Origin of the sequence: Veillonella parvula (genome assembly GCF_047241225.1) — a bacterium.
GTDB classification, from domain to species: domain Bacteria; phylum Bacillota; class Negativicutes; order Veillonellales; family Veillonellaceae; genus Veillonella; species Veillonella parvula_O.
Genome location: NZ_JBKTIE010000002.1, coordinates 353,799 through 377,022 on the forward strand (window position 1 = coordinate 353,799; position 23,224 = coordinate 377,022).

Sequence of the window (23,224 nt, forward strand, 5' to 3'; positions counted from 1 at the left end):
TAACAACTGCTTGTCTTAATTATATCTATACGTCTTGAATAATTGGCAAGATCATAGGGCGACGACGAGTTTTATCATAGAAGAATTTACCCAATGCGTCACGTACGTTTTGCTTAATGGTTGTCCAGTCTTTGATGCGTTGCATTTCGCAATCTTCAAGAACTTGTTCTACACGGCGCTCCGCAGCAAGCATGAGTTCTTCTGCGTCACGAACATATACGAAACCACGAGATACGAGGTCTGGACCAGCTACGATAGTACCGGAAGCTTTATCCATCGCCATAACGACGATAACCATACCTTCTTGTGCCAATTGTTGACGGTCACGGATAACGATATTACCTACGTCACCAACACCAAGGCCATCAACGAAGATAGCGCCAGCTTGTACGCGGCCACCTTTGCGACCACCATCTTTATCGAATTCAAAGATTTGACCATTATCACCGATAAGGACTTTCTTAGGATCTACGCCCATGGCCACACCAAGTTCACCATGACGGCGCAACATGCGATACTCACCATGAACTGGGATAAAGTATTCCGGACGAACAAGGTTAAGCATTGTTTTAAGCTCTTCTTGGCTCGCATGACCAGATACGTGAATACCACGGTCTTTACCGTATACCACATTACAACCTAAACGAAGCAAGTTATCGATAGTTCTACCTACAGCACCTTCGTTGCCTGGAATTGGTGTTGCAGAAATGATAACAGTATCATTCGGTGCCAATTCTACAGTGCGATGGTTGCTTGTTGCCATACGGGACAAGCCTGCCATCGGTTCACCTTGAGAACCAGTCGTTAAGATCATGATTTGGTCATCTGTGTAGTTGTGCATTACATCAACGTCGATGATTGTATTTGGTGGAATATTCAAGTATCCACGCTCTTGGGCAATTTCTGTAACATTGACCATGCTACGGCCCATAACTACAACCTTACGGTTGAACATAACCGCCGCATCAATAGCTTGTTGAATACGGGATACGTTAGATGCAAATGTCGCCAAAACAACGCGGCCTTTTGCTTCTCCAACAGCTTGTTTAATCGCAGGGCCTACGGAACTTTCAGAACCGGTAGTACCTGGTTTTTCTACATTTGTAGAGTCCGACAAGAGCGCTAATACGCCTTTGTTACCTAACTCAGCAAATTTGTGCATATCCATCAAACGGCCATCAACTGGGGTTTGGTCAATTTTAAAGTCCCCTGTATGAAGAACCGTCCCGATTGGTGTATTAAAGTATACAGCGCAGGAGTCAGGAATGGAGTGATTTGTTTGGATGAAACCAACAGTCACTTGACCAATTTGAACTTCATCGCCGGCAGCAATCGTACGCAGACATTTTGGAGATACCTTATGTTCTTTAAACTTGCCTTCGATTAATCCACAAACGAGGTTTGTTGCGTATACTGGGCAACTAATTTCTTTCATAAGGTATGCCAAAGAACCGATATGATCCTCATGACCATGAGTAATTACGACAGCTTTCACGCGGTCTTTATTCTCGATGATATAGCTCATATCAGGAATAACGATATCTACGCCAAGCATATCTTCACTAGGGAATGCAAGCCCAGAGTCAAGAACGATGATTTCGTCCTCGTATTGGAAGATAGTCATATTTTTACCAATTTCACCAAGACCACCTAATGGAATGATTTGGAATTTTCCCTTGTTGGCGCCATTTGGTGTGCGACCGACTAATTCCACTTGTTCCTCTTGATTGTTCCAACCTGTAGAACGATTATTTGAGCGGTTATTATTGCGGTTCTGACCATTTTGACCATTGCGACCATTATTAGTACGCGTATTACGTGTATTTTCACCACGCGGTGCACGAGTTTGACGAGTTTTGCGTTCTTGACCTTCACCTTGTTCGGCATTGCGACGTGTATTTGTACGGCGAGTCGTATTAGTACGGCCACCATTCGCACTTGTGCGAGTATTTGTAGAACGGCGTTGGCGTGTTGCACCTTCACCTTCACCAGCTGTTTGTTGGCGCGTACGACCTTCGCCAGCAGGGCGGCGTGTATTTGTACGGCGACGCGTTTGTTTTTGCTCGCCTTCAGCCGCAGCTGTAAGAGTAGCAGTTTTTGCTACTGTTGGTTCTGCTTTCACTTGCGCAGTAACCTGATTATCTGTTGTATTCACAGTTCCTCCTAAAATTTTGTTCATTAATTTATTTAACATAGTTTTTCTCACCTATCACTTGAATTGATCTATGCCACGAGGAAATGTCACACAAAGAAAAAGGCGCTATTATACTAGCGTCTCGTCAAATGGGCGCAAAAATGCGCTATCAAATTTTGCCGTTCCTAGTTTGTGTGCCATTTGCCGTAGCAAATGAGTATAGTGCACTATCAGATGCTTCAACCGCAAGAGACTTCTGTTTTTATCTCAATCCGATACGCAGTGCAATATAGTCCGATCTGTTTTGATGAAAGCCTCACTTTCATACGTTGTGCTCATTATAACATAAAAACAACATAAACAAAAGAGTTCTACGCTTGATTCATTAAAAGTAACATAAAATTTTACTACTACTTAAAAGGGCGGCTCAAACTGAACCGCCCCAAAGCATTTTATTATTTATCATCTGGCATATTTTTATAAAAGCCTTCAATATGCCACTCACCATGTTCTTCGACGAGAGATATGTAGCGTGTCATGTGCGCAGCCTCAACCGCGCCATCTCCGGGTTTAGTGACTTGCAGATCCGCTTCGTAAATAATGCGTTTCATGCCATTTATACGACTGATACGACTCGTGCCTAAGGACCCGACAACCACCTTCGGCGCCGACATCATAGCTTCCATCCATTTCTGCTTTTCTACGGGATTTGTCTTAGCCTGATCGGTAACATAGGTGAAAGCCTTATCATAGTTCTTTTCATTGACGGCGTCAAAATAACCGTGAACAACATCCCGTGCAGCTTCATCACTGCCTTGACCGACGATGATATTCGTAAACCATCCGCCCGGATCCAGTTCATTTTCCGGTCCCATATAACGAGACGAAACACTGCATACGCAGATAGCACTCACCAGCAATGCAACGAGAATTCGAGTAGTGAAAGCGCTGCTCGTAGGCGATACTTTCATAATAGATGCCAACCGTTTGCCGATAATGATGTTCCTCAACGCCTCACCATATTGATTAGCCTTCGGTTCACCTTTCTTACACAGTAGAACAAATAGAATAATCGGTCCGATGAAAGGAATTAAGATTAAAAACAGATGATCACTACTTTTACCGGTATCATGAAGGCGACGGATACATAGAGAGCCCAACGGAATCAGCGAGACAAGACCGATGATTGTCAGTAACATCCATGCCAACAGGATTAAATAAATACCTGTATGAAGCACCACCATAAGCCCATAAGAAAGGGCCAGAATTCCAGCGATAACTAAAATCCACATCAAAAAGAACCGCAAAAATTCCCCTCTGGACGCACGGCCATCTGAATTCATAAATTTGCGGCCCACCACATAGAGAAATGTATCCTTGTAACTCAACTGATAATGCGCCAGCGGATAGATAATATCCCCTTCCGGTGCGATGCTCTCAACCTCCACCGCAGTCGTATACTGCCCGCAATGCGGACAGAACATGGCAGCCTCGTCACAATACTGACGGCAGGATTCACAATATCGTTTCATATGTAATACCTTCTATCTCAAAACTCTCTCTACAGCTTCAGCAAAACCTTCACGGTATAAATTAGCCCCACCGTTAGCCGGATGTCTAAGACCGATGGCTGAAAGGCCGAATCGCCCCATCGTGTCCGCCGATTTTTGACCGACAGCGAGCACGAGTGGCTCCGGTCCACCTAATTCGGTGTGCAATGCCAACAGTCTTTTCGTATATTCCCAACCCAGCTGCTGCTCCGACTCAGTCGGCGTCCGATTAGTGAGCGGTTCGTCCGCCTTATGAGGATGAAAGGGGAATATATTCCAGAACAGTGCATCGTATGGATCAATTTCCTGTTCGATAATGGCACTCCATACTACTGTATCCGTAGGTTCATTGAATCCCTGTTCCCGTTGGGTCCGTTTCAGCATGGAACTCACAGGGGAGCTAGTTCTTTGTAATGTAACAGGCGTTATTTGATGCGCCCGAATTGTTTTATGCTTATTCAACAACATGCGCTCACAGGTAATGGCAATGCCCGAAAAGCGCCCGCCTTGATATCCGACAGCCTCCGCCACCACAAAGATCTTGGAGCGTCCCAACCGCGGCAGCAAATACGCCATCAAATTGTTACGACGCACCTGAGCCGCATCAAAATCAGGCCGAACAATTTCGAGGTCAGGATTCACCTCGCCCCATGGATTGTGAACAAGCTCGCCCCTATATTGACCGAGCCAGTCTATAAACTGCTGTACTTTTGCAATCTGATTCGTACCAAACGAAGTCATATATTCATCAAAAGACAGCGTTTTCTCTTCCTCTGATGTAAATAAGGACATTGGCTCTCCCCCAATTTATACTACCGAACCATATAATAAATAATGCTGTATATCATGATTATCAATCCTTTATATACTGTATTTATACACTAAATCCCATAATAATACAATTCATATATTACGATATCCAATCATGATATGTGATAATATATCTGATAATCACGCACTACATAAAATGTATACCGTTACTATATTATAATAGCATCCATTTCTGAAAGTTTGATGCGAAATTAATATTCAAAATATCCACATGCAACAAAATATAAAAAACTGTAATTTCAAAGCGACTTTAGATTCTCTACCATCAAAACGACAGGCCTCATTTAACAGCCTTGATGGTAATGAACGATCCTACTATCTTTGAAACTACAGTTTTTGTTGGGCTTCTGTTGCTACTAATATATACAATATCACATTTATATATAAAACTCGATTTTGTCTTCTTTGGCGAGTTGGAATTGTTCAAATATGTGGTTTCGAATATTGACGAAGGACGCCGAGGTCCTGTCCGTCCTATCGATGAGATTGACGGGGATAATGGTTTGCACCCGTCCCGGATTAGCAGCGAGCACTACGACGCGATCCGCAAGAACCACCGCCTCTTCGATATCATGCGTAACGAATACGACCGTTTTACCCTCTTCACGGCAGATACGGGAGATTTCATCCTGTAAATTGATGCGTGTCAACGCATCGAGGGCCCCTAGCGGTTCATCCATGAAGATAATGTCCGGATCGACCGCCAACGCCCGCGCAATGGATACACGTTGCTGCATCCCACCGGACAACTCCGCCGGATAGCGATTGTGCGCATGGTCGAGCCCCACCATTTTCACGTATTTGTCGATGATAGCAGGTCTCTCTTCCTTAGGCACATTCTTACTTTCAAGGCCCAGTTCAATATTGCTTTCCACCGTTCGCCACGGCAACAGTCCGTAATTTTGAAAGACCGTTACATACCGCAGTTGAGGTGCTTTCACCTCCGCGCCGTCGATGGTAACGGAGCCCGAAGTAACGAGCTCAAAGCCTGCCATAGCATTTAAAAGCGTACTTTTACCTGACCCGGAAGGACCTAAGAGACAAATAAATTCACCTCGTTCAATGTCCAGATTAATATTTTCAAGGATGGTGAGCGGTTCTCCATCTTTCATAAATTCCTTGTGTGCATTGCGCACCGAAATGTAACCCATGCGTCCACCTCCTATTCCTCAATGCCCCAACGTCTATAAATCCATTTTTCGATGAGGGATACGCCCCAATCGAGTAAAAGTCCCACAAAGCCAATCGTCAGAATCGCCACCATCAAAAGGTCGTTGCGCAAATTGTTCCGCATATCGATGATGAGGAATCCGAGCCCCGTCTGGGAACCTACCATTTCCCCCGTCACCAGGAATATCCACGCCGTACCAAGCGCGATGTGAAGTCCTGATGCAATACCAGGAAACACCGCGGGCAATACAATTTTAAATAACAACTCCGGCTGCTTGATACCAAAATTTCGAGCCACCTTGATGTATACGGGATCGATATTCTGAATCGCGGACACCGTGGACAATAGAACCGGGAAAAACGCCGCGATAAAGATGATAACGATAGCAGGCGCTTGACCGATACCGAAAAACAGAACGATAAACGGCAACCATGCTACCGGTGAAATAGGACGAATCACCTGAACGATAGGATTAATATAATTCCAAATGCCCTTATACCAACCTAAAATAAGGCCTAAAAACACACCGGCTACGACGGAAATGATATAGCCGATGAAAAAGCGCACCAAACTGTCCGCAATATCCTTGAACAATACGCCGTCCCCGATGAGTTCCCCGAAGCCGAGCAGCACCTTGTACGGCGTCGGCAACAAGGCTTCGTTAAATCCGCCGATGCGGACAACCAGCTCCCAAATCAGCCAGACCGCGATGAACGCGCCCGGCACATATGTGTATTTTTTCATGGTCTACCCCCTATGGCAATAGCGATGTATCTACAAACTCCGAATAACTCGGCACCTTTTTAATCAAATCGACATGAGTCATGTGATGCACGAGCGCATTATAACGATCCTCGGTGAGGGCCAAATCTCCAAAACCAATTACTTGCAAGGAACGCTCGATAACAGGATCCTTAAATTTCATATATTTCAAGGCAATCTCCTTTTGCGCCTTCGGATGCTCATCTAAATATGTACCTGCATCGAGATAGGCTTTTGTGAAAGCCTTCGCCAAGTCGTGGTGTTCATCGACAAATTGACCGTTGAACACGAGGGCGCAGCAGATATTGTCATGCCATAAGTGATCAGGGTCTTCAAAGACCTTCCCGGCGCCCATTTCTATGGCAAGAGAACCGAAAGGCTCAGCCACACTATACCCAGCGATTTGACCGACCGACAATGCGGACGGCATTTCAGGAGGACTCATCTCCACTATCTGTACATCCTTCTCACTAAGGCCTGCCCGTTCAAGCATAAGGTCTACGAGAATCTTTTGTGTAGATTGCTTATGAGGGATAGCAAAGGATTTGCCTTTCAAATCCTGTACAGAATTAATGTCGTTATTTACAACGATAATGTTGCCTTCCGTATGGCCTAATGCCGCTGCGCGCACATCAATTCCCTGTTCACGAGCCTTTACTCCGAGTTCAACGAGAACGGCTGCAGCGTCTACTTTACCGGTATTGAGCGCATCCATAAGTTCCGGCCAGGAACCATATTTAACAAGCTCTACATGGACTGGACCATCTGCTGTCTCCAGTTCCTTCGTAGCAAATACGGGTAGCGCATGAGTAATCGGCAAATACGCTACGCGTACAGTTTTTAATTCTTGGGCGGTCTTTGGTTTACTGTGTTCATGATAACCATACGCCAACCCACTTACTATCAACAGCACGATAGCAATGATTAGATACCAAGTTTTTTTCATAGTGTCCCCTCTTTCTACCTTACAACAAGGGACGTTTATGACTCATGTCACTTTTTCGCATTTTTCTAAACCTTAGATGAAATAAGGCTTTAGAACACCTCGTCTTTTAAACTTAATATAACCTACTATATCAATATGTATTAATTATGTCAATAAATCATATTAATATTATAGGTGTTATTATTTATGTACGAAAAATATCAATATACACAGAACCATATTCTCTTTAAACAAGCATTTAACTAAGAATGACAAACATAACAAAAAGCAGGTAGCATCCGTTGAATACTACCTGCTTTTAATGTTTATTAAATTTTCACAATTATTTGAATAGAGTCTTTTTATTTAATATGTAAACTTCTGATGTACCCGCTTCACTAGACTCAGATACATGTGGATAAATGGAGGACTGACGGAAATGCTTAACCTCCCCTTTAGGAACGATTAACATAAGTGGCTTACCAGATTCGATAGTCTTATTAAATTCCTCTTCACTTACTTGTTCCATAAGATATTTCTTCTGCCATTCAGCGCTACGTTTTTTCAATTTATCTCGATCATCCCAGCGACTTTCATCACCATTAATCTTGATAACCTTATGACCCGTATAATACACAACAGCCGTACTATAGCCATTATAGTAATAGACATCTCCTTCATAGGAATCCACTACTGGAACAACATCAATATTACTTCGCTGCTTAACAAATGGCTCTAAGCCTTCCATAACAACTATAGAAGATATAACCATCGTACCAAGTACAATAATTGTAACTAAACGATATCCTCTTCTCGTATACCACGCATAGAACATAAACAATATCGCCATAGCAACCACGACATAGAGCAAGCAATAAAAACCCCATGGTGCAAAGAAAGAACCTGCTACATAAGCAATCCACAAAAGCAATGTGGGCCCCATAATAATCCATTTTAAGGCTCTAGATTTGCCTTTGCGAATAAGCTTCATAACGCCCAAAGCACCAATAGCACTAAAAGGGACCAAGCTAACAAAGGTATATAGAGGATATTTTGTTGCCATCAAGGTGTAAAATAGCACAATTCCAACACCCCAGGTCATATTATAGATAAACCCTGTATGACGTTGTTTGAAACCATCGATTATGCCGTAAATAACAGCACCTGTCCACGGCATAGAGGCGCCAAGGAAGATAGCGAGGTAATACCACCATACGTTATCTTCCGGATGTTCCGATTGAGTAGCACGAGTCACATTGTGAAGTCCCAAGAAGCCATTGATAAAGTCTTGATCATGAACACTGTACATGTACACATACCACGGCAAACAAACTACACAAAAGGCTAAAATGCCACGCCAATCGAAGATGGCTTTCACCATAGACCAAGAACGATTAATACCTGCAAAGACAAGCAGAATCATACCAGGCAACACAATGGCTACCGGACCTTTAGTGAGTACGCCTAACGCAGCAAATACATAGGCTACAATCATGGCATACGGTTTCTGTTCCACTAATCCCTTGTAGGAGTAAATCATGACCATCAATGTCGTATAAAGGAGCACCATATCTGTAATAACGCCATGAGCTACGGTCCAGAACATAAGAGATGTGCCTAGAACGGATGCCCCAATGAGACCAAGCGCCCACTTACCGCTCATGGTACGCGTAGATTGATACATGGTCGCCACCGACAAAGCACCAAAAATAGCACTCGGTAGGCGCACCACCCAATCAGCAGTTCCAAAGATTTTAAAGCCAAGAGCAATGAGCCAATAAATCATGATTGGTTTATCGTACCAATAAGTACCATAAATCTGCGGAGATAGCCAATCACCGGAAAGAACCATTTCCTTTGCCGTTAACGCATAATTAGATTCAACGGGATCTGTAACAGGCAACATATTATTGCCAAACATATAAAACACTAGCCATACAATAAATACGACTGGTGTTAATCGAGAGAGTTTCATAAGGGCCTCCTTATCGACGATTACGATAGTATCTAAAGCCCAGTACTACAGCTATAATGACAAATACAACGATCATAACAATCAAGAACTCATGATTGTACTCGATAAGGTCTTGCCAATTTTCACCAAGTACCTTACCTAAGTAAACGAGCAAAATCGTCCAAGGAATCGTACCGAGTACCGTCCAGATGATGAAATGCCACATGGGATAGCGTGCCATTCCTGCAGGGAAGGAGATAAAGGTACGAACACCAGGTAAAAGTCGACCCAAAAATACAGCTACACCGCCATATTTATTAAACATCTTTTCTGCCAGTTCAAATTTATGTTCATTAAAGAATATATATTTACCATATTTTAATAATAAAGGGCGCCCACCATGCTCACCCATCCAGTAGGATACTATAGAACCAACAATACCTGCTAAGATACCTACCACCATTGTTGTATGCATATCAAATATGCCTTGAGCTATCAAATACCCCGCAAAACCAAGTACGATTTCACTTGGAATAGGCACGTTAGCATTTTCTAGAACCATTGCAATAAACATGGCCGTATAGCCATATGTTTCCATAAACGAAATAATATATTCCACTATTTTACCTCATTAAAATCCCCATCCGGGTTCTATAATGTACTTATTCTTGTACATCATTTCGTGAAAGTTTCACCCAACCATTTGGTACACCATATATTTTACCATAATAAAGAGACCCTCACCACAGGTGGGGCCTCTTTAAGGTATAAACAGTATGCGATTTTCGCAATAGCTTTTTTGGCTATTGTGTACATCTCAGTAAAAACAGCTAACAATTAACTGGCTATACGGCACCTAACCTCCTCTGTTTAAGCAAGACCATATGGTACACATATAGGACATGTTTCTTCACTGCGAGGACTTTGTAAAATATCCGCTTTAATGCCGAACCAATTTGCTAGATTCTCTGCAGTCATCATCATATGCGGAGCTCCATCACCGACGATAGCCCCCTCTTTGATGGCAATAATGCGGTCACTATAGCGCAAAGCTAGATTCAAATCATGTAGCACCATAACGACCATAATATTTCGTTCCCGCTGTATACGTTTAACCAGTTCCATCAATTCAATTTGATGACGACTGTCGAGATAAGTAGTCGGTTCATCGAGGAGTAAAATATTTGGTTCTTGAGCCAAACTTAATGAAAGCCATACGCGTTGCCGTTCACCGCCGGATAGTTCCCCTATATGACGATACCGATATTTCCATACATCTGTGCATTTCATCGCCTGCTCCACAGCAGCTAAATCCGCATCAGATAGTTCCTTAAAAATCGATACATACGGATTTCGTCCGGATCGAACCAACTGCTCAACTAACATTCCTTCAGGAGCTGTCGTAATTTGCGGTAACAAAGCTATATGACGCGCTAATTCCTTCGTATTCCACGAATGTAAAGATTTTTCATTCAGCGATATGGTGCCTTGTTTTAGCTTAATAAGTCGGGCCAAAGCTTTCAAAAACGTTGATTTTCCCGAACCATTGGGACCGATGATAGATATTATTTCCGATTTATCAAAGACGATGGATTGATTTTCCAGTATCAATCGTTTTCCATAGCCTACCGTTATATTATCGACTGTTAACACACTCATCTTCGCCCCACCCCTTTCAATAGATACAAGAAGAATGGAGCACCCAAAAAGCTCATCAGTACGCCTACAGGGATTTCACCAGGCGCAATCATCATGCGCGCCAAAGTATCGGCATAAACAATTAATATGCCACCAAAAACCATAGACGTAGGAATCAAATAACGATAATCCACACCTACAATGAGACGCGCCACATGAGGCACGATAAGGCCTACAAAGCCCAACATTCCCGACACGCTCACCGCTGATGCGGCTAATAAAGAAGCTAATACGAGTAAGGACAATCGACATCTTTCAACATGCACACCTAAAGTGCGCGCCGTATCATCGCCTAAACTAAGCAATGTAAGCCATCTGATAGATATCATAGATCCAATAATTCCTATAGCCGTATAAGGCCAGATCATCATTACATCGTCCCAGCTGCGCCCTACAAAACCACCTGCCATCCAGCTCACCGTTCCTTGAACACGATCCGGATAAAACACGGATAGAATCGTATTAAATCCGCCGAAGAAAGCAGCTACCGCCACACCGGCCAAGATAAGGCGCAACGGATTGAGCCCACCTTGCCAAGAAATCCCGTAAACCAAAAACGATGCCACTAATGCACCAACAAAAGCACCAATAGGAACAAGCATAACGTAAGTAGGCATGAGAATCATGATAATCATAGCCGCCAAAGCACCGCCAGAGGTAATGCCGATAATTCCGGGGTCTGCCAAAGGATTTCGCAAGATACCTTGTAAAATCACACCGGCTAAGGCAAGATTCATGCCGGCTAAAAAGCCCACTACAACGCGTGGTAAGCGTATAGTCATGATAATTTGACCAATTTTCGATGTGTCGCCCCCCGTTATGATTTGGTATAATTCGCCCCAAGTTAATGGAACGGCGCCCAGTTTCATACTCAGCAACACCCCTGCTATTAACAGAATCAGCGCAGCCACAAAAACGCGTAAGCCACGACGTTCCTGCACATTAATGAGATTGTCCATATAACACCTTTTCCGCATATAATAACACTTGATCCATTCGAGCGGTCGGCACCGACGCAAACAAAGGACCCGGCAAGACCTCTATATTCCCATTAGCAACAGCAGGTACATTCTGCCATGCCGGCGTTTTAAAAGCCTTTTTAAAAGCTGCTATATCTTTCTCACCGCTACTACCATGATTAATCAAGATAACCTTGTCGCAGTCAAGAACGGCCATCGTCTCCAGATTAAGCGGAATATATCCATCCAAAGCATTCTCCGACACATCCTGCGGCAAATATACATCAGCCACATTTTTTGCCCCTAATCGTTGGAAAATATCTCCCACATATGTTTTACTGGAGGCTAGTTGATAACTCGTAGGCGTCCCAAAAACGATAAGGACACGCGGCGCAGACTCATCTTTATGCCGCTGTATGATTTCCGTTAGGATATCATTATATTTCTGGACCAATGCAGCCGCCTCCCTATCATGACCAGTCATAGCGCCCACATGCCGAATATGGTCCATGATGTCATCATAATTGGAGGATAGATGGTAAAAGCTAGGAATATGATTCGCATTAAATGCTTTGCGCAACGCCGTTTGAAACGGCATGGCAATGCCGATAACGAGATTCGGATCGGACATAATAATTCGTTCAATACTTGGAGATACAGCACTATTCATATTTGGATACTGTGCAATTTTAGCCTGCACATCTGCCGGTAACTCCCTTGAATTTACTACGCCTACCGGGCTAACACCTAAAGCGATGAGTAATTCGCTATCTGCCGAAGAAATAGATACTACACGACTTGCCACACTCGGCAACGACACAATTTGCTTCGTATCATCTTCAATCTGAATAGCACCTGCCTCACTGAATACCTCTCGCTTGCCTTCAAAACTTATACCCGTAGTGAAAGCCCCCACAACGGCAACAATACCCAATAAACATAATAATGGCTTATTGATAATGATCACCTCGCAGATAACTTATGCAAGCTAAACCTCATAGATTATAATTTCAAATTAATGCCACTATATTATGTATGAAATACATGCATTAAAGCCTCAGCATTTCATACATACATTAATATCTCACTATTACATACGCAGGTTAAGGCCCATGCGATAAGTGGCGCCATGAATATCTCGTAAGTCTTGTTTTTCACCAAATATATTTTCAACCCCTACATACATGGATGCATTGTCATTCAACTGACGAGTAACCATGACGTTCCAAGTTTGAATATTTTTCTTCTTCGGAATGCTGAGACGTGGGTTAACAACGATAGCATCGATGCCATCAAGGTAGTTAATATAATAATTACCCCAGAACGCACCAGTCCATCGACCTTGATGATAATTAACACCACCACTGAATACATGGCGACCACGGTTTAACAGACGGTCGTGAGTCACGTCATTTTTGGCATCCAAATATGTATAGTTGCCGAATACATCCCATTTATTATTGAGTCTATGATTTACAGATAATTCCAGACCTTGCAATACAGCACGGGGTAAATTGGAATACGAAACATAAATACGGCGATTTGCCATATCAATACGATTGGCACCACTTTCAATATAATTTTTAATAACATTGTGGAAATAGGACGCCTTAACATTTGTCCGTTTCCAATCTTTTTCTACAGAGAAATCAAAGTTATAAGAGCTTTCAGGTTTCAAATTAGGATTACCTTGCAAATATATATCGAAAGCCCCTAATCGCCCTCTCGGCACATTAGATGCCATAAGCCAATGATGATACATTTCCGTCATACCAGGTGTGGAGTAGCCTGCACCGTAATTCATTTTAAAACGGAGACTATCATTTGCTTTATAGGTAACACCAATCTTAGGCGACCAATGGCTATCAAATGCATTTGACGTATCGTAGCGAACAGCAGGAATAATTACCCATTTACGACTAGGTTTCCATTGATGTTGTACAAAGTAACTACCGTAATTAATGATTGCCTTACCTGCGGTATCTGTAATGCCTTCTCGAGTTCTTGACCATGCTATGGATCCATTATTAATACGCGTACTAATCGCTTCCTGACGGCGGAATTGAACGCCATACGTCAAGAGATTCTTCTTATCAATTGCCGTGTTAACCTGTGCGTCTGTAATCCACTCTTTATTATAATATTCATCCCAAATGGATAGTTTTTTTATGCCACCCGTGCGCTTATATTGATCATAAGTGTCTTTGTAATGATTGTAGTAAGACTGCACCATAAGCGATGACCGGCCGCGACGGCCATTCCAACGAAGACCTGTGCTTGTAGTAGTCGTATTTTTATCAACCGATTGAGTTAATGCGCTACCCTTTTTCGTATTCATATCCAAATCTTCAGTTTCTCGATCTATAAAGAAGGAAAATTTATCCCTTTTTCCCGCTTGATAAGATACGTCAAAATGAAGCGGTATCCGGTCACCATGATAGTTATTATCCGAGCCAGAATCATTATTTTCCGCTATATTCCTACGAATTCCAGCACCAATCGATCCGTTCCACTTCCCTTTTTGTCCGCTACGAGCCAATACATTGAAGTTATACCCTGTCGCACTCGATGCATCACGACGAGAGATTTCAGTATTAACCTCTACACTTGGCTTTCTGGATTGCTTTGTAATAATATTAATAACCCCACCATTCGCCTCAGAACCATAAAGGGCACTCGACGGACCACGCGTTATTTCGATGCGTTCCACATTATCCATGCCTTGACGAAGCCAGCCCATGGCATTAGCTCTCGTTTTCGTCAACTCTCCCGTAACACGTCGTCCATCAATAAGAATTAATGTATGACGAGATTCGGCGCCACGCATCGTAATATTTTGTCCACCGTGGGCATCGGTGCTGAAAGCAACGCCTGGCACACTTTGTAAGGCTTGCTCTAAATTACGATATTGGCGACTTTTAATTTCTTCTTGTGAAATAATCGTTGTCGCAATTGGTACATCCCGAACTAAAGCCTCCGTACGAGTAGCGGTAACCGTAATATCTTTCATACGTCTTGACTGCTCATCGCTTGCATTATTTTGAGATTCATTCACACTAACTACACTTGTAGAACTATTATTTTCTGCACCTACCACACCTACAGCAGATGTTAGATACACAACACATAACAGTGCTGCCCATGATTTTTTCATCACACACCTCCAGAAAATATATTAGGGCTCTAATAGTATAAAACGATATCTAATCTCAATTATATATTCATTAAGAATAACTATCAATATTATTTTATGTTATCAAAGTAATATATATACATATAAAAAAACTAGTATCTATAAAGATACTAGTTTTTCATTATACTTATAAATTATAGTGAATTATAATATCTGCATATTGCTGTGTACCTGTAGAATTTTCAGCACCACCCACACTATAAGCATATTCCCTAGCATGTTCTGATAACATAGGATCATCAGAATTAAGAAGTTCCACACTGGCAACACTGCCACCTGGGGCAAAATAAATTCTTAGTGTCACATCACCTTGAATCCCCATAGTATATGCATCTGTAGGGTAATTACTATTAATTGCACTTTGTAAATTACTCCAATACCCATCATAACTAAATGTGCCGCCACCACCGACATCAACTTCAGTACCTCCGGTACCTTCACGATCGCTACGCCCTTCTCCTCCACCTGTTGATGCATACCCGATTCCAGAACCTTCAGTTCCGACAAGTCCACTCCCCGTATTGCTACCAACAGAAGATTGTTTAACCGTTCCTATTTCACCAGCACTCGCTTGTTGACTAGACGGACTTACATCACTTTTTGTAGGAACAGCAGAGTTTCCATTTTGTCCTCCATGACCGGCTCCTCCGTTATCAAGTTGAACATTATTATTTTCCAATTCTTTTGAGTGTTGGATCTCATGAGCTTTTTCTTCTTTAATTTGCTCTTTAATTTCCTCTACTTGTTTCTCTGCTTCCTGTTCCGTTAGAAAATTAATTTGTAACGATCCAGCCATCTGAGATTCGATATAATCAGAAAAAGAAATAAAAGCAACACCCACCGTAATAATACTTATAATGGTAGCAATAACAAAGGCTTTTTTATAGGTCATATGTGGATATTTCCACACATCTACATATTGTTTCGCCATAACATCACCTATTTATTAACAGTGGCAATACTAATACTTGCAGCGCCGGCTAATTTCATATCATCCATTAATTCTACGACCTTGCCATAACTCAAATCCTTGTCAGCACGAATAAGGAAGTTTTGATTTTTATTCTCTCCAATTTTGGCTTTCACAGAGCTAATTAGCTGTTCTTTCGTCACATATCCATCATCAATCATCAACTGCCCAGATTTTTCAAAATCAATTAAAACCGGGCGCAACTCAGCGGACTGCTGTGTTTTCGTTTTTGGTAGCATAATAGACAAGGATTGTTGTGGAATCGTATATATGGTGCTAATCATAAAAAATACGAGCAAGAAAAAGATGATATCAATCATAGGGATAATCATCAAAGTAGGCTTTTCTCCCTCCATACGGCTCATTCGTTTCATGCAGCATGCCCCCGATCATAAGAATCTAAGACACGAGAAAATGAATCTTCTAAACGAGATATTGTCATACGTACATGATGAGTAAACCCGGCATGAAAACACAATGCCACAATAGCCACGCAAAGACCAGAAGCAGTTGCGACAAGGGCTTCCCCCACACCACCGGTAATAGCAGTAGGTATCGCACCGTCAGCACCGAACACCTGAAAGGCACCGATCATCCCCGTTACAGTACCAAGCAATCCTAATAATGGTGCTATCGTAACAATGGTAGAGAGCCAATCAAGACCACGGGAAGCGTGCGTATAAACATGGGCCACCATATCCTCCATTTTGGATTGCAATACATTGCGATCATGACACTGTCCAAGCACGCGAGTCAGATTATACGAAATATTAGCTGTATATTTAGATTCTAAGCTAGTTAATAAGGATTGCCAATTTATTTCGCTCTCTTCTAATGCATCATTCAAAGCAAACATTTCCCGCTTCAATTGTCGATAATAAGCTATACGTTCTATCGCTATAGCTACGGTTATGATAAGTGCCACTAGTAGCGGCCACATAACAAATCCACCATGTAAGAATAATTCCCACGCCTCTTTCATCGTAAACCTCCTTTATAAGTAGCTTAATTCTATATACTAATTTCCTACACTAACAAACTGATTATAAATAGACTACCCTATTATAAATTGATAAATAAAATCACTTAATAAGTCTATCACATCATACTACATTTTCCAATCTTATATGTATAACAAGCACTTTAGAGAACATTATAATCTATGAATCTGAAATAATTTTGAATTTATATCTCAATTAATGCGCAAAAAAAGCGACCAGGATTTCTCCATGATCGCTTTTATACTACCTTTAGATTATATTTGTACCTTTCTAGACTACAGCATAGAAGCAGTACTATTGCAATTCAGTAGTTTGTGTCTTTACTTCACGAGCTGTAGTAAATGCTGCTAATTCTGCATCACCAGAACCAAGAATTACTTTATTAGCCACTAACGCATTAGCCGCTGTTTTAGCATCTTGTAAAGTAATTCCAGCACGAGGAGCACTAATTGTGACTGATGTGCTTTTACCACCGACCGTAGAAAATGTAAGATATACAACGCGTTTTTCCGCCATGTGGGCGCCTCCTTTCACGTTTCATAAACAAGTTCATCGAATCTAGATAGGCTGTAAACATGTTAGATTACAAGTATACATATCTTCGATTCATATCAATAAGGATGGGAATGTGTGGACTTGCTATTTCTACACCTCTTTACGACTATCTGAGAATGTACGAATCTAGCAATAAAATGTGTTTGGAGCACCTAAAACAAGAATGAGTAGAAACTCTACCCTTAATGCCCTAAGGATACTTCATTGACGCGGACCACGTCGGACAAGCTGTGGTCATACAAGGCTGCCAGCGCATTACCAACGGTTTTCACATTATCGTCAGACGCTTCTTCTGCAACACGAGTATAAGTTACGTCTTTGTACTTCGGCGCATCTTCGGTACCGATGTTAAAACGCAACACCAATTTAGTGCGTTTAATGTTAGCCATCGTATCACCTCCTTTCACCCTCTTATATTCCTGAGGGCCTTGTTCGACAACCCCCTTGCCGTTATTTAAGGTACTTATGGTGAAAGTAGCTGAACTCTGACTGTAATACTATAAATTGAAATAGAAAAAGACCTCTACCTAATGATATCTAGAAGATTAATATTCTAGATATCACCAGTAAAGGTCTATAAAGTGCTCTTATTACGAGTACTATTCAAATACATATTATTCGGTTTTCAACGCCAATATAAAGTCATATGCTTTAACAGCAGCTTCAGTGTCCACAAAATGTAGAGGATTTAACATACGACAGAATTTAAAAAGATATTCATGTTTACGCAAAATGTCTTTTATATGTAGCACTGTCTCACGGGCTGTACAGGCTGAGCTATAGCCATTCATCATAGCATATAGGTAAGAAATAGGTAAATTATCCTCCCGAAGGAAGCTGTGAACGAAGACGAGTAAATCCCAGCCTTGCGGTGTTAACTCAGGCCAACGACGGCTATTCTCCCAATCGAGCAATGTGATCTTATCTAGTTCAGGCTCATAGGTAATGTCGCGCATAGCAGGACGGCCATGACTCAAGCCATAATCATGCAACTGACCTAATGTCTTGCCAAACATATAAAAAATATGACTTAACATATCCTGCAAACTATCATCCTCTGGATGTTGAGCGGGCAATTGGCTATAATATGTTAACGTTTTACCACAAGCTTCTGTAACAAAATAATGTTCTCTAAAACCAACAATAACAGGAGCTACTGGCAATTGCGTATTCACAAAAGAAATCTTGTAAAACTCATAATCAAAAGAAGCTCTAGGTGCGGGCTTAATCCAACTAGAGCGATGGTTACTTATATCCTGTTTTACAAAGTACTGTTTGTTGTTAAAATCCACAGAAAAAACACGATGTTCTGTCTCTTGATCAATCATTCGATCAATATATTCTAATAGCATATCATTCATTATTTCCCCCCGTATATACACTCTATAATGCTAATCGCCCTCTCAAAGCATAATGACTAGCATGTCCAATATAATATCTCCCAAAATTATATTGTATAGTCTAGTATATATATAGCATTATAATAATTTATGAATTACAACATATTAGCTATTACTCATATAAGTGTATACAATTTGTATACTTATTATACTACAATTATCAATCGATATCAAAATCAAATTAATTTATAAAACCTATATATCACTGCATCTATCTCATTGTATTTATTTTCTTGTATCTTTTTCATTGTTTTTATTTCATTGTATCTTTTTCCCTCCCATAATTTATAATCGCAATACTAGACTAAGAGAATCATATTCCATTAGAAAGGTTTCAAACTGACCAAAAGAAGAACCCCCTAGCCTAAGCTAGGGGGTTCTTCTGGTAATTATGATAATAGGTTTAGATTCAGACTACTATATAGACCAACTCTGATCATGTCTAAATCAAACGAATTAACCTACGAATTTTGTCACTGCTGCAGTGTCAGTTAAGTGACGTTTAGGCATGCCCATTTCAGCAGGGGAAATGCCAAGAGCAAGACCTACTAATTGGGACATGTGCAAGATTGGCATATCTTTGCCGCCGCCTACAACTTCTTTAGCTTCTTTTTGGAACATATCAAGTTGCATTTGGCAAAGTGGGCAAGGAGTAACTACGCAATCTGCGCCTTCTGTAGCCGCATCTTTATTGATAGAGCCAGTCATTTGCATTACGGAATCATGTGCAGGGTATACTGCATGGAAACCGCAGCAGTCAAGTTTACGGGAGAAGTCAATTGGTGTAGCACCGATAGCGGAGATCAAATCTGCTAAGGATGTAGGCATTTGATAATCTTCGAAGCCCAATTCAGTTTGAGGACGAAGAATATGGCAACCATAGTATTCAGCTACACGTAAACCAGTTAAAGGTTTAACAACTTTAGCTTTCAATTTATCCAAACCGTAATCGCGGATCAATACCCATAAGAAATGAGTAATATCAGTTGTACCGCGGTATTGTTTACCGATTTGAGCTAATTTTTTGTTAACTTCGTTCTTTTCTTTTTCGTTATTGTCTAATTCATTTTTAGCTTCACGAAGCATCAAAGTACAAGTGTTACATACAGTTAAAAGGTTCAAACCTTTTTCTTCTGCCAATGCAATATTACGAGCATTTGTAGCAAGTGTAATTTCTGGAGCGATGTCTTGAACGTGGGACGCGCCGCAGCAAGTCCAACCGTCAAGTTCTTCCAACTCGATGCCTAATTTTTTAGCTACAGCAACTGTTGCTAAGTAGTCTTCTTTGGCAGCGCTTTCAAGAACGCAACCTGGGAAAAATGCGTATTTCATTATTTGCTTACCTCCTCAGCTGCTTTCATAAGTCTGCGAACACCATCAATACCGTTTACAGGTTTTTGAGGTACTACAAGTTCGAATGGATTGATTTTGCTGTGTTTCCACAAACGCAATGCATAGAATGCTTGTTTAGCGGAATCTACAACACCATCAGATTTCAAGCTCATAGAAACTTCTTTCAAGCGACCAGTTTTGTAAAGGTCCTCTTTGAAAGCAACTGCATGGCGAACGCCTTTGCTGTTAGTAAGACCAGCTTTTGTAGCTTCTTTACGCAAGTTGGAAATATCTTGAGCAGGTTTTAAGTGTTTAGGGCAACGGGAGATACAGTTCATGCAGTGAACGCATTTCCAAAGGCCATTGTCGAATGCAGGTTGAATGTGAGCCATAGGTGCATCATCACGGCTATCCAATACGAAACGGTTAGCTTTTGTGAATACATATGGTTCTAAGAAGTCATCTTGACGTGCAGTCAATTTGTTACATTCAGATGCGCAGCAACCGCAAAGAATACATTCTGTACCAGCAACGAATTTTTTGAAGTCAGCTGGAGTTTGGCGAACGATTTTGTCCCCTTCGTTGAATTCAGCTTTAAGGAAAATCCAAGGAGCAACTGTTTTCAAGCGATCAACTTTGGATTCCCAGTCAACAACTAAGTCACGGATAACACGGAAGTTACCAATTGGAGCGATTGTCAATTCGTCTGTGCCATAACGTTCTGTTAATTCATCGATTTTAGATTCACAGCCGAGCATCGCTTCGCCGTTTACACGAATGGAGCAAGCGCCGCAAACTGCGGAACGGCAAGCTGCCAAGAATGTCAATGTTGGATCTTGAGTATCTTTAATTTTTTGAAGGCCCCAGAGGATTGTACGGTCAGGTTCGTAATCGAATTTGAAAGTCTGTACAAACGCGCGACCTTGTTGGTAACGGTGAATATGGTAGGTGATTTGTCTCATCTTAGTACTTCCTTTCTTGTGGTTCGTATTTAGTGAACACTACGTCGCGTTCTGTTAATTCGTATTGACCGTCAGCACCTAATTTGATCAAAGAATGTTTTAAGTATCTTTCATCATTACGTTTAGGATGGTCTTCACGAATATGAGCACCACGAGATTCACGGCGGTGTAAAGCGCCCATAGCAATAGCTTTTGCTACTGTTAACATGGAGCCGATTTCACAATAGTTTACGAATGCCATGTTGTAAGTACGTTCAGGGTCACCTACATAGCAAGTTTTATAATCTTCAATCAATTGTTCGATTTCTTTTAAGGCTTCAGTAATACCTTCTTCATTACGAAAGATACCTACTTTATTCCACATTGCATCAGCCAATGCATCGCGGATTTCTACAACCGGACGACCGCCTTCACGGGATGTTACTTCTGTGAAACGAGCTTCCCAAGCTTTTGCAGCTGCAGCAAGTTCCGCATCTACGTTAGGTTGTTCATGTGTTTCAGCATAATCAGCTGCGCCAGCACCGGATACTTTACCGAATACTACGCCGTCTGCCAAGGAGTTACCACCCAAGCGGTTCGCACCGTGGATGGAGATACAAGATGCTTCGCCAGAAGCGAACAAACCAGGCAATTCACATGCACAAGTTTTGTAATCCACTACGTCGATACCGCCCATTGTATAGTGACATGTAGGACGAATAGGTACCGGTTGAGTCAATGGATCGCAATGTTCGAAGCACATAGCTAAGTCGCGGATACCATGAAGTTTTTCGATAATAACTTCAGGGCCCAAGTGACGAAGGTCAGCTACTACATATGCGTTAAGGCCAGAACCGAAACCACGACCTGCAGCGATTTCATCTTCGATGGCTTTCGCTACAACGTCACGAGATGCCAATTCCATTTTGTTAGGCGCATATTTTTTCATGAAACGTTCGCCTTCAGCGTTAAGAAGGTAACCACCTTCACCACGAACCGCTTCGGACATCAAGATACCAGTACGACCAAGACCAGTTGGATGGAATTGGATCATTTCCATATCTTTCAAGCCGTTACCAGCGCGGAATGCTGCTGCCATACCATCGCCTGTGGAAAGGAATGGGTTTGTAGTACGAGTCCAGAAGATACGGCCTGCACCACCAGTAGACAAGATAATAGCTTTCGCTTTAATTTGTTCTACTTTACCTTCTTTCATGTTCCAAACTACAGCGCCACCAACGTGACCTTCTGCAGATTTAACAAGATCTAAAAGATACCATTCTTGTAAGAAGTGTACGCCTTCTTTCAAGCATTGTTCGTAAGTTGTGTGCAAAATAACGTGACCAGTTTTATCCGCAGAGTAGCAAGTACGTGGATAGGATTGACCACCGAAGTTACGTTGCGCAATTTTATTCTCTTCAGTACGGGAGAATGGAGCACCCATGTGGTCCATTTCAAGTACGCCTTCTGGACAACGAGAGCAGAAGAATTCGATTGCATCTTGGTCGCCAAGATAGTCAGAACCTTTTACAGTATCGAAAGTATGAGTTTCAACTGTATCTTCAGCTGCAACGTTGTTCAAACATGCATTTACACCGCCTTGCGCCATTGCTGTTGCAGAGCGAGTTGGGAAAATTTTAGTAATAAGAGCTACTTTTAAGCCTTTGCGACGACCTACTTCAAGAGCCGCACGCATGCCGGCGCCACCGCTACCTACTACTAGAACATCAAACTGTTCCATAATGACCTCCTCATAACTACCTATTAATAAGAAACCTGTTAGACTATCTCATTTCAAAAACTTATAAAAATTTTTGATAACCTAATCATTTTTCTTTCAAGAAAAAC

Annotated in this window: 21 protein-coding genes; all 21 read right to left on the bottom strand. The window is 41.8% G+C overall.

All coding sequences use genetic code 11. The features are described 5' to 3' along the window. Positions 1–25: 25 nt before the first annotated feature. The 21 genes from ACLRYO_RS05065 to ACLRYO_RS05165 all read right to left on the bottom strand — a co-directional run bounded on the left by ACLRYO_RS05065 (position 26) and on the right by ACLRYO_RS05165 (position 23,117). Positions 26–2,194, bottom strand: coding sequence for a ribonuclease J (locus ACLRYO_RS05065; RefSeq protein WP_083791382.1), 2,169 nt, complete (start codon positions 2,192–2,194; stop codon positions 26–28). Positions 2,195–2,589: 395 nt separating this feature from the next. Continuing rightward, positions 2,590–3,666: a DUF805 domain-containing protein gene (locus ACLRYO_RS05070; protein WP_156697313.1), complete on the bottom strand. Its 1,077-nt coding sequence runs from the start codon at positions 3,664–3,666 to the stop codon at positions 2,590–2,592. A gap of 12 nt (positions 3,667–3,678) precedes the next feature. Continuing rightward, positions 3,679–4,476: a uracil-DNA glycosylase gene (locus ACLRYO_RS05075; RefSeq protein WP_156697314.1), complete on the bottom strand. Its 798-nt coding sequence runs from the start codon at positions 4,474–4,476 to the stop codon at positions 3,679–3,681. A 416-nt stretch (positions 4,477–4,892) separates the two neighbouring features. Continuing rightward, positions 4,893–5,666, bottom strand: a complete 774-nt coding sequence (locus ACLRYO_RS05080; RefSeq protein WP_287510659.1) for an ABC transporter ATP-binding protein — start codon at positions 5,664–5,666, stop codon at positions 4,893–4,895. Between the two features lie 11 nt (positions 5,667–5,677). Next, positions 5,678–6,430, bottom strand: coding sequence for an ABC transporter permease (locus ACLRYO_RS05085; RefSeq protein ID WP_287501219.1), 753 nt, complete (start codon positions 6,428–6,430; stop codon positions 5,678–5,680). A 10-nt stretch (positions 6,431–6,440) separates the two neighbouring features. Further along, positions 6,441–7,394, bottom strand: coding sequence for an ABC transporter substrate-binding protein (locus tag ACLRYO_RS05090; protein WP_287510663.1), 954 nt, complete (start codon positions 7,392–7,394; stop codon positions 6,441–6,443). 322 nt (positions 7,395–7,716) lie between these two features. After that, a complete protein-coding gene (locus ACLRYO_RS05095; protein WP_287526070.1) occupies positions 7,717–9,348 on the bottom strand; it encodes an ArnT family glycosyltransferase in 1,632 nt (543 codons plus the stop codon). A 10-nt stretch (positions 9,349–9,358) separates the two neighbouring features. Further along, positions 9,359–9,946 (bottom strand): DedA family protein, encoded by a 588-nt coding sequence (locus ACLRYO_RS05100; protein ID WP_004698193.1) that lies wholly within the window; start codon positions 9,944–9,946, stop codon positions 9,359–9,361. Positions 9,947–10,197: 251 nt separating this feature from the next. Next, positions 10,198–10,986: an ABC transporter ATP-binding protein gene (locus ACLRYO_RS05105; protein ID WP_004698266.1), complete on the bottom strand. Its 789-nt coding sequence runs from the start codon at positions 10,984–10,986 to the stop codon at positions 10,198–10,200. Beyond that, positions 10,983–11,984, bottom strand: a complete 1,002-nt coding sequence (locus ACLRYO_RS05110; protein ID WP_008602154.1) for a FecCD family ABC transporter permease — start codon at positions 11,982–11,984, stop codon at positions 10,983–10,985. Before ACLRYO_RS05110 ends, ACLRYO_RS05105 begins: the two co-directional genes overlap by 4 nt. After that, positions 11,968–12,951 carry an ABC transporter substrate-binding protein gene (locus ACLRYO_RS05115; RefSeq protein ID WP_413084697.1) on the bottom strand — a complete coding sequence of 328 codons (984 nt, stop codon included), beginning with the start codon at positions 12,949–12,951 and terminating at the stop codon, positions 11,968–11,970. Before ACLRYO_RS05115 ends, ACLRYO_RS05110 begins: the two co-directional genes overlap by 17 nt. A gap of 123 nt (positions 12,952–13,074) precedes the next feature. Continuing rightward, positions 13,075–15,138: a TonB-dependent receptor plug domain-containing protein gene (locus ACLRYO_RS05120; protein WP_278457356.1), complete on the bottom strand. Its 2,064-nt coding sequence runs from the start codon at positions 15,136–15,138 to the stop codon at positions 13,075–13,077. A gap of 166 nt (positions 15,139–15,304) precedes the next feature. Next, positions 15,305–16,108, bottom strand: a complete 804-nt coding sequence (locus ACLRYO_RS05125) for a TonB family protein (protein WP_278457357.1) — start codon at positions 16,106–16,108, stop codon at positions 15,305–15,307. Positions 16,109–16,116: 8 nt separating this feature from the next. Next, entirely contained in the window at positions 16,117–16,521 is a 405-nt protein-coding gene (locus tag ACLRYO_RS05130; RefSeq protein WP_021148712.1) for an ExbD/TolR family protein, read from the bottom strand. Next, positions 16,518–17,129: a MotA/TolQ/ExbB proton channel family protein gene (locus ACLRYO_RS05135; RefSeq protein ID WP_156697323.1), complete on the bottom strand. Its 612-nt coding sequence runs from the start codon at positions 17,127–17,129 to the stop codon at positions 16,518–16,520. Before ACLRYO_RS05135 ends, ACLRYO_RS05130 begins: the two co-directional genes overlap by 4 nt. Positions 17,130–17,442: 313 nt before the next feature. After that, on the bottom strand, positions 17,443–17,664 hold the full coding sequence (locus ACLRYO_RS05140; RefSeq protein ID WP_021148713.1) for a DUF2922 domain-containing protein: 222 nt from the start codon (positions 17,662–17,664) through the stop codon (positions 17,443–17,445). A 221-nt stretch (positions 17,665–17,885) separates the two neighbouring features. Beyond that, positions 17,886–18,092, bottom strand: coding sequence for a DUF1659 domain-containing protein (locus ACLRYO_RS05145; protein WP_009352393.1), 207 nt, complete (start codon positions 18,090–18,092; stop codon positions 17,886–17,888). Between the two features lie 225 nt (positions 18,093–18,317). Next, entirely contained in the window at positions 18,318–19,064 is a 747-nt protein-coding gene (locus ACLRYO_RS05150) for a serine/threonine protein kinase (protein ID WP_021148714.1), read from the bottom strand. A 495-nt stretch (positions 19,065–19,559) separates the two neighbouring features. After that, positions 19,560–20,435, bottom strand: a complete 876-nt coding sequence (locus ACLRYO_RS05155; RefSeq protein WP_008602138.1) for a CoB--CoM heterodisulfide reductase iron-sulfur subunit B family protein — start codon at positions 20,433–20,435, stop codon at positions 19,560–19,562. Then, the gene (locus tag ACLRYO_RS05160) at positions 20,435–21,397 is read right to left on the bottom strand and encodes a succinate dehydrogenase/fumarate reductase iron-sulfur subunit (protein WP_004698188.1); all 963 of its coding nucleotides are present in this window, start codon (positions 21,395–21,397) and stop codon (positions 20,435–20,437) included. The genes ACLRYO_RS05155 and ACLRYO_RS05160 overlap by 1 nt, the downstream gene beginning before the upstream one ends. Before the next feature lies 1 nt (position 21,398). After that, the gene (locus ACLRYO_RS05165) at positions 21,399–23,117 is read right to left on the bottom strand and encodes an FAD-binding protein (RefSeq protein WP_128114460.1); all 1,719 of its coding nucleotides are present in this window, start codon (positions 23,115–23,117) and stop codon (positions 21,399–21,401) included. Positions 23,118–23,224: the final 107 nt, after the last annotated feature.

Bases quoted from the DNA above. Each gene is read 5' to 3' on its own strand.
- ACLRYO_RS05065 (WP_083791382.1), bottom strand. From the start codon at position 2,194: ATGTTAAATAAATTAATGAACAAAATTTTAGGAGGAACTGTGAATACA.
- ACLRYO_RS05070 (WP_156697313.1), bottom strand. From the start codon at position 3,666: ATGAAACGATATTGTGAATCCTGCCGTCAGTATTGTGACGAGGCTGCC.
- ACLRYO_RS05075 (WP_156697314.1), bottom strand. From the start codon at position 4,476: ATGTCCTTATTTACATCAGAGGAAGAGAAAACGCTGTCTTTTGATGAA.
- ACLRYO_RS05080 (WP_287510659.1), bottom strand. From the start codon at position 5,666: ATGGGTTACATTTCGGTGCGCAATGCACACAAGGAATTTATGAAAGAT.
- ACLRYO_RS05085 (WP_287501219.1), bottom strand. From the start codon at position 6,430: ATGAAAAAATACACATATGTGCCGGGCGCGTTCATCGCGGTCTGGCTG.
- ACLRYO_RS05090 (WP_287510663.1), bottom strand. From the start codon at position 7,394: ATGAAAAAAACTTGGTATCTAATCATTGCTATCGTGCTGTTGATAGTA.
- ACLRYO_RS05095 (WP_287526070.1), bottom strand. From the start codon at position 9,348: ATGAAACTCTCTCGATTAACACCAGTCGTATTTATTGTATGGCTAGTG.
- ACLRYO_RS05105 (WP_004698266.1), bottom strand. From the start codon at position 10,986: ATGAGTGTGTTAACAGTCGATAATATAACGGTAGGCTATGGAAAACGA.
- ACLRYO_RS05110 (WP_008602154.1), bottom strand. From the start codon at position 11,984: ATGGACAATCTCATTAATGTGCAGGAACGTCGTGGCTTACGCGTTTTT.
- ACLRYO_RS05120 (WP_278457356.1), bottom strand. From the start codon at position 15,138: ATGAAAAAATCATGGGCAGCACTGTTATGTGTTGTGTATCTAACATCT.
- ACLRYO_RS05125 (WP_278457357.1), bottom strand. From the start codon at position 16,108: ATGGCGAAACAATATGTAGATGTGTGGAAATATCCACATATGACCTAT.
- ACLRYO_RS05130 (WP_021148712.1), bottom strand. From the start codon at position 16,521: ATGAAACGAATGAGCCGTATGGAGGGAGAAAAGCCTACTTTGATGATT.
- ACLRYO_RS05135 (WP_156697323.1), bottom strand. From the start codon at position 17,129: ATGAAAGAGGCGTGGGAATTATTCTTACATGGTGGATTTGTTATGTGG.
- ACLRYO_RS05140 (WP_021148713.1), bottom strand. From the start codon at position 17,664: ATGGCGGAAAAACGCGTTGTATATCTTACATTTTCTACGGTCGGTGGT.
- ACLRYO_RS05145 (WP_009352393.1), bottom strand. From the start codon at position 18,092: ATGGCTAACATTAAACGCACTAAATTGGTGTTGCGTTTTAACATCGGT.
- ACLRYO_RS05150 (WP_021148714.1), bottom strand. From the start codon at position 19,064: ATGAATGATATGCTATTAGAATATATTGATCGAATGATTGATCAAGAG.
- ACLRYO_RS05155 (WP_008602138.1), bottom strand. From the start codon at position 20,435: ATGAAATACGCATTTTTCCCAGGTTGCGTTCTTGAAAGCGCTGCCAAA.
- ACLRYO_RS05160 (WP_004698188.1), bottom strand. From the start codon at position 21,397: ATGAGACAAATCACCTACCATATTCACCGTTACCAACAAGGTCGCGCG.
- ACLRYO_RS05165 (WP_128114460.1), bottom strand. From the start codon at position 23,117: ATGGAACAGTTTGATGTTCTAGTAGTAGGTAGCGGTGGCGCCGGCATG.